Source organism: Streptomyces sp. 8L, from assembly GCF_020176795.1.
Taxonomy (GTDB): Bacteria; Actinomycetota; Actinomycetes; order Streptomycetales; family Streptomycetaceae; genus Streptomyces.
In genome coordinates this window covers 1-7,052 of the sequence record NZ_JAIUKE010000549.1, presented here as the reverse complement: position 1 = coordinate 7,052, position 7,052 = coordinate 1, and the positions used below count along the sequence as shown (strand labels likewise).

General features: G+C 72.8%; 6 protein-coding genes. 1 reads left to right on the top strand and 5 read right to left on the bottom strand.

Annotated features, from left to right (window positions below; genetic code table 11):
* Positions 1–8 precede the first annotated feature (8 nt).
* The 4 genes from LCE31_RS33960 to LCE31_RS33945 are packed head-to-tail and all read right to left on the bottom strand — an operon-like array spanning position 9 to position 3,623.
* Entirely contained in the window at positions 9–728 is a 720-nt protein-coding gene (locus LCE31_RS33960; protein WP_225021379.1) for an ABC transporter permease, read from the bottom strand.
* A gap of 38 nt (positions 729–766) precedes the next feature.
* Positions 767–1,678, bottom strand: coding sequence for an ABC transporter ATP-binding protein (locus tag LCE31_RS33955; protein WP_225021377.1), 912 nt, complete (start codon positions 1,676–1,678; stop codon positions 767–769).
* Positions 1,675–2,676, bottom strand: a complete 1,002-nt coding sequence (locus tag LCE31_RS33950) for an ABC transporter permease (protein WP_225021375.1) — start codon at positions 2,674–2,676, stop codon at positions 1,675–1,677. The genes LCE31_RS33955 and LCE31_RS33950 overlap by 4 nt, the downstream gene beginning before the upstream one ends.
* Positions 2,673–3,623, bottom strand: coding sequence for an ABC transporter ATP-binding protein (locus tag LCE31_RS33945; RefSeq protein ID WP_225021380.1), 951 nt, complete (start codon positions 3,621–3,623; stop codon positions 2,673–2,675). Before LCE31_RS33945 ends, LCE31_RS33950 begins: the two co-directional genes overlap by 4 nt.
* A 354-nt stretch (positions 3,624–3,977) precedes the next feature.
* Here LCE31_RS33945 and LCE31_RS33940 point away from each other — a divergent pair, with 354 nt between their 5' ends.
* Complete coding sequence (locus tag LCE31_RS33940; protein ID WP_225021374.1) at positions 3,978–5,861, top strand: SDR family oxidoreductase; 1,884 nt, start codon at positions 3,978–3,980, stop codon at positions 5,859–5,861.
* Between the two features lie 212 nt (positions 5,862–6,073).
* Here LCE31_RS33940 and LCE31_RS33935 read toward each other — a convergent pair whose 3' ends face one another.
* Entirely contained in the window at positions 6,074–6,859 is a 786-nt protein-coding gene (locus tag LCE31_RS33935) for a VOC family protein (protein ID WP_225021372.1), read from the bottom strand.
* Between the last annotated feature and the right edge of the window lie 193 nt (positions 6,860–7,052).

Here is a 7,052-nt window from a genome sequence, read left to right as displayed (position 1 = left end):
CCCGCGGGCTACTCCTCGCCCGCGAGCTTCAGCGTCCGCAGCCGCCGGCCCGCGTACCAGGTCGCCGCGACCGTGACCACCACCAGCAGGACCACCGAGGTGGTGAGCCCGACGTCCGACGACACGGCGTCCTGGCCGGCGATCCGCTGCGCGAGCGCGAGCGCCCACTGCTGCACGCTCAGGGTCCGCGCGCCCGGTACCAGGCTGCCGAACAGCGCCTCCCACACCAGCGCGTACACCAGGCCGATGACGACGGCGTGCCTGCTGACCGTGCCGAGCAGCAGGAACAGCGCGCTGTACGCGATCGACGCGACCAGCGCCGCGACGGTGTAGGCGGCGGCGATCCGGCCGCCGTTGCCGTTCAGGATGAACCCGGCGATCAGCGTCGGGACCGCGGAGAACGCCATGGTCACGGCGATCGCGACGATCAGTTTCGTGAAGATGATCGTGGGGCGCTTCAGCGGCTTCGACAGCAGGTAGACGATCGAGCCGTCGTCGATCTCGGGGCCGATCGCCCCGGTGCCCGCGATCACGCCGATCAGCGGCACCATCGTGGCGATGCCGAAGCCGCCGAGCAGTTGCGACGCGATGCCGTCGTCCGCGCCCCTGACCATCCGTACGGCCAGCGAGATGACGATGAGCAGCGCGGGCAGGACGAAGAGGATCGCGGCCCGGCGCCTGCCCAGCAGGGCGCGGTACGTGAGCCGCGCGACAGTGGGGTCGTACATGTCTGCGTTCACACTCCTTGTCGGTGGGTGGGCCGCTGTCAGGCCGTGACGAGGTACGAGAAGACCGATTCCAGCGACTCGTCCGAGGGCGAGACCGTCAGCAGCCGGATGGAGTGCGCGCGGGCGACCTGCGGCAGCAGCGTCGTGAACCGCCCGAAGTCGACGGCCTGGACGCGCAGCGCGCCCTCGGCGAGATCCACCTCGATACCGGCAGTCGACGGGTCCGCGATGAGCGCGGCGGCCAGTGCCCGGTCGTCGCTGGAGCGTACGAGGTAGCGGTGCGGCCGGTCCGTCATCAGCCGGCGGATGCGGCGGAAGTCGCCGCTCGCGGCGTGCCGCCCCGCGACGATCACCTCGATGTGCGAGGCGAGCTGCTCCACCTCTTCGAGGATGTGCGAGGAGAACAGGACGGTACGGCCCTGTGCCCCCATCTTCCGCAGCAGCTCCATGAGTTGCATGCGCTGACGCGGGTCCATGCCGTTGAACGGCTCGTCGAGCAGCAGCACCGACGGGTTGTGCACGAGCGCGGACGCCATCTTCACGCGCTGCCGCATGCCCTTGCTGTACGTGGAGATGGCGCGGTCCTGCGCGTACTCCATCTCGACGGTGGCCAGCGCGGCGTGCGCCTCGCGCTTGCCGAGACCGTGCAGCTCGGCGTTCGCCACGACGAATTCGAGGCCGGTCAGGAAGTCGTACATGGCCTCGCGCTCGGGCACGATGCCGATCTCGCGGTAGACCTGCTCGTTGCGCCAGATCGGCCGGCCGTCGAGGGTGACGGCGCCGGTGGAGGGCGCGAGGAAGCCGCCCATCATGTTGATGAGGGTGGACTTCCCCGCGCCGTTGGGGCCGAGGAGGCCGGTGACGCCGGGCCCGATCGTCATGGTGATGTCGTTGACGGCGACGACGTTCCCGAACCAGCGGGAGGCGTGGTCGATCTCGATCGTGGTCACAGCCCGACCTTCCGGTAGCGGCGCATGAGGACTCCGTACGAGCCGGCGACGAGGCCGGCGATGACCAGCAGGTAGACGACGCCGGCGCCGGCGCCGGGGCCCGTGCCGCCGGGAAAGGACGAACTCGCGCCGAGGAAGGCCGTCTGGAGGCCGTCGATCAGCGTGATGGGCGAGAAGAGGCCGAGCCAGCTGACGGCGGAGTTCGGCGTGCCGGCCCAGATGATCGCCTGGACCGTGGAGACCGCGCCGTACGAGATGACGAGCGTGGCGATCACGGCGGCGACACCGAAGCCGCGGCGCGGGGTGAGCGCGGCCAGCACCAGCCCGATGCCGCCGAACAGCAGCGACAGCACGGCGACGGACACGAGCCCCTGGCCGAACCCCTTCGTCTGGTCGGCGAAGTCCAGCTTCGCGAGCAGCGCGCCGATGTAGAGGATCACGACGGGCGCGGCGGTCAGCACGAACAGGGCGCTGCTCATCGCCGCGAACTTCGCGAGCACGTAGTCGCGCCGGTCGATGGGGCGCGAGAAGTAGAGCGGAACGGTCCGGAAGCGCAGGTCGCGCGAGACGGACTGGGGGGCCTGCGCGGCGAGGAAGAGGCCGATGACGGCCTGGAGCAGGATCGCGTAGCGCGTGTAGCCGACGCCGAGGCTCTTCGCGTGCGTCACGACCGCGACGGTGACGATGAGCGCCGCGGGCAGGCACATCACGGCGAAGAGGATCATCGGCAGGACCTTGGACTTGCCCGACCTGCCGAGGCCGAACGTGCCGCGCAGCGACTGCGTGTAGAGGGAACGGCGGGCGTACGAGCGGCCGAGGCGGGCGCCCTCGTACTTCCGGTACCCGATGTTGTGGATGCGGGTGGCGTCGGGGCCGTGGCCTCCGGGGCCGGCCGGGCCGCCGAAACCGGGGCCGCCGGAACCGGGGCCGCCGGAGCCGGGGCCGGCCGGGCCGCCGGGCGGCGGGACCGTACCGCTGGGGGTGCCGGGCGTGCTCATGCGGAAACTCCCTCCCTCTCCTGCCGGAAGACCTCGGCGATGTGGTGGCGCCGCTGCTCCATGCGCACGAGCCCGAGACCGAGGTGCGCCACGGTGTCCCGGACGGTGTCGTGGATCTCCTCGCCCGTCGCCTCGACGAGCAGGACGTGCCCGGCGCCCGGCAAGCCCTGTTCGCTCGCGGCGAGCAGGGTCACCCCGGCCGCGGACAGCGCGTCGCGCAGGGCGCCGGTGCCGTCGGGGTACGCGTCGGAGTCGGTGACCTCGACGGCGAGCGTCGTGGTCATCTGCGTGAAGTCGCTGGTGGAACTGGACCGCAGCAGCTTGCCGCCGTCGATGACGACGACGTGGTCGCAGGTCCGTTCCAGCTCGCCGAGCAGGTGCGAGGTGACGAGCACGGAGATGCCGAAGTCGGTGTGCACGCGGCGGATGAGGCCGAGCATCTCGTCGCGTCCGACGGGGTCGAGCCCGTTGGTCGGCTCGTCGAGCAGCACCAGCTGCGGGTCGTGCACGAGCGCCTGCGCGAGCTTGACGCGCTGCTTCATGCCGGTCGAGTAGCCGCCGATGGGACGGTAGCGCTCCTCGTAGAGGCCGACGTGGCGCAGCGTGTCCGCCGTGCGCTCCCGCGCGGCGGTGGGCGGCAGCCCGGACATCCGCGCCATGTGGACGACGAACTCGGTGGCGGAGACGTCCGGCGGGAGGCAGTCGTGCTCCGGCATGTAGCCGACACGCTCCCGGATGGCCGCGCCGCTGGTCGACACGTCGAGCCCGAGCACGGCGGCCCGGCCCTCCGTCGCGGGCGAGAGACCAAGCAGAATCTTGATCATCGTGGACTTGCCGGCGCCGTTGGCACCGACGAGTCCCGTTACACCGGCTCCGATGTCCAGGGAGAGCCGGTCGAGCGCGGTCACCCGGGGGAACCGCTTGCTCAGACCTTCGGTCGCAATCACAGAAGTCACGTCACAGACGCTATCGGCGCGGCGCGATCCGGTCGTCAGACCTGCTGCCTGTCCCGGCATCAGCCTCGGGTCGTACGGGCCCCCGCGGGGAGCCGCCCGGAAGGCGGAGACGCGGGCCGCTCCCACGGCCCCGCCCTTGACGCCCCCGGCGCTGCCGCGTGACGCTACCAGCGCGTAGCGCGACCCTGGAGGCGACGCCAGACCATGACCACGAACCACCGGCCCACCCCGGAGCCCTCGCCCGAACCCTCAGCCGAAGCTGTGCCGGAACCCGTGCCCGGCCCTGTGCCCGACCCCGTGCCCGGCCCTGTGCCTGACTCCGTGCCCGGCCCCGTGCCTGAACGGGTGCCCGAGCCCACCTCCAGGACCGTCCGCACCGGCAGTCTCACCCTGGACGTGGCCGAGTTCGGCCTGCCGGGCCCCGACCGCCCCACCGTCGTCCTCCTGCACGGCTACCCCGACACCAAGGCCGTGTGGACGCCGGTGGCCCGGCGCCTCGCGCCGCGCTTCCACGTCGTCCTGTACGACGTACGCGGCCACGGCCGCTCCGCCGCGCCCCACCCGCTCAGGGGCGGCTTCACGCTCGACTTCCTCACCGACGACTCCCTCGCCCTCGCCGACGCCGTCAGCCCGCGGCGTCCTGTCCACCTCGTGGGCCACGACTGGGGCTCGGTCCAGGGCTGGGAGTTCGCCACGAGCCCCCGCACCCGGGGCCGCCTCGCGTCCTTCACCTCGCTGTCGGGGCCGTCCCTCGACCACCTGGGGCACTGGCTGCGCGACCGGGCCGCCGAACGGTCCCCGCGCGCCGCCGCGCAATTCCTTGGCCAGGGTGCGCGCTCCTGGTACGTCTACGCCCTGCACACCCCCGCCCTCCCGGAACTCGCCTGGCGCGGCCCGCTCGGGCGGCGCTGGCCCGCCCTGCTGCGCCGCGCGGAGAACCTGCCGGCACCGGCCGAAGGCGGCGCCGAGAGCGGCGGGGGCGCCGAGGAGACCGGGTACCCCGCGCCCACCCTGGCCGAGGACGCGGCCAACGGCGCCTGGCTCTACCGCGACAACGTCCGCGCGCGCGTGCGCCGTCCGCGCCCCGACGCGTACGCCCATGTGCCGGTGCAGCTCATCGTGCCGACGGACGACCCCTACCTCTCGGAACGGCTCTACGACGACCTGGACCGCTGGGCGCCCCGCCTGACCCGCCGCACGGTACGGGGGAAGCACTGGCTCCCGCGTACCCGGCCCGACCAACTGGCCACCTGGATCGCGGACTTCGTCACCGACCGGGAGCGCGAGCCGGCTCCGGACCGGAACACGCCTGACGCGGACGCCACCGTCCAGGCCACCCCGGACCGGAACGCCCCGGAACGGAACGCCGCCATCCGGGTGGCCGGGCGCGCCGGGGCCCCGGGGGCGGCCCGCTTCGCCGGCCGGCTGGTCCTGGTGACCGGAGCGGCGAGCGGTATCGGCCGGGCCACCGCCCTCGCCTTCGCACGGGCCGGCGCACGCGTCGTCGCGGTGGACATCGACGCCCCGGGCGCCGGGCGGACCGCCGACGAGGCGCGGGCCGCGGGCGCGCGCGAGGCCTGGCCGGAGCAGGCGGACGTCGGCGACGAGCGGGCCATGGAGAACCTCGCGGCCCGGGTCAAGAAGGCGTACGGCGTGCCCGACGTCCTGGTCAACAACGCGGGCGTCGGGCTCTCGGGCCCGTTCCTCGACACCACGGCCGAGGACTGGCGCACGGTGCTCGACACCAATCTCTGGGGGGTCATCCACGGCTGCCGGCTCTTCGGGGCGCTGATGGCCGAGCGCGGACAGGGCGGGCACATCGTCAACACCGCGTCCGCCGCCGCTTTCCAGCCCTCACGCGCGCTCCCCGCGTACAGCACGTCGAAGGCGGCCGTCCTCATGCTCAGCGAGTGCCTGCGGGCGGAACTGGCCGAACGGGACATCGGCGTCTCGGCCGTCTGCCCCGGCTTCGTGCGGACCGGCATCACGGAGGCGGCCCGCTTCACCGGCGTGAGCGCCGAGGAGCAGGAGCGCCTCAGGCACCGCACGACCCGGCTGTACGGGCTGCGCGACTATCCGCCGGAGCGCGTCGCCGACGCGGTACTGCGCGCGGTCGTACGCAACGAGGCGGTCGTCCCCGTCACCCCCGAGGCCCACAGCCTGCGCGTACTCGCCCGGCTGTCGCGCGGCACGCGCGCGGCGATCGCCAGGACACAACCGCCCCTGTGACGACGGCGCGAGCCAGGACCGGACGCGCCGTGGGCCCCCAAACCCCCCACAGAGAGGGCGGGTTGTCCACAGCAATGCCAACAAGCCTGTGGATAACCCGGGTTGGCTGTGGATCAAACATCTCGCCCATGAACAACGGGCGCACCGAGCGGGAAACCAGCGGGAACACGCCCCCCCCGCCGGGCCCCCCGCGGGTCGCGCCCCCTGCGGCCTCAGCCGGTCTGCCCGGTCGAGGCGATCACGGCGAACAGGGCGCCCTGCGGGTCCTGGAGCACGGCCAGCCTGCCGACCTTCTCCAGATCGAACGCCGGCACCCTCAGGGTGCTGCCCGCGTGGACCGCCGCGTCGACCGTGCTGTCGGTGTCGTCCACCGCGAAGTGCACCAGCCAGTGCGGGGGAATGCCGGGGTCCATGTTGTGCATGTCCTGGACACCGCCGACGGTGTGGCCCTGGACCTTGAAGGCCGTGAACCCCGGCATGTCCGGGATCGGCTCGCACTCCATGCCCAGCGCGTGGTAGAACTCCGCCGCCGCCGGGATCTCGGTCGTGATCAGCTGGTTCCAGATCAGCGCACCGTGCTCGTTGACGATCCCCGCTCCGGGAAACTCCTTGCCCTGCCACAGCCCGAACACCGCGCCCTGCGGGTCCGCGCCGACCATCATCCAGCCCATCTCGCCGACCTGCATCGGCGGGACCAGCAACGCGCCGCCCTCGTCCACGACCCGGCTCTCCGTGCTGCCGATGTCGGCGCTCGCGAAGTACGTCGTCCAGCCGGCTGGCGGGGGCGGCTGGCCGTCCGGGGCCGTGGACTGCATGATCCCGGCGACCGGCATGCCCCGCTGGGTGCACATCGAGTATCCGCCGTACTCCTCCGGCCCCACCTCGCCCTGCCAGCCGAACAGGTCCCGGTAGAAATCGAGCGCCGCCTGCTGGTCGGGCACCATGAGGTCGATCCAGCAGGGCGTCCCGGGCGGATAAGGATCGGTGACTTCAGGCATCTCACGCCTCCAAGCGGGGTACCGCCACGGCCGGGCCGGGACGGCGCTACCTCGTGCACGCCGCGCGGCGACGGCACGGCCACCACGCCACGTCCGGCTCTGACGGACACCGTCCGGGGCGTCGGCACACGGCACACCGCTTCGCGCACCGCGCTACCAGCCTCCCCCGCCCCCCCCCCCCCCCCCCCCAGTG

Coding starts and splice junctions, on each gene's coding strand:
- LCE31_RS33935 (WP_225021372.1), bottom strand. CDS start 6,859: ATGCCTGAAGTCACCGATCCTTATCCGCCCGGGACGCCCTGCTGGATC.
- LCE31_RS33960 (WP_225021379.1), bottom strand. CDS start 728: ATGTACGACCCCACTGTCGCGCGGCTCACGTACCGCGCCCTGCTGGGC.
- LCE31_RS33950 (WP_225021375.1), bottom strand. CDS start 2,676: ATGAGCACGCCCGGCACCCCCAGCGGTACGGTCCCGCCGCCCGGCGGC.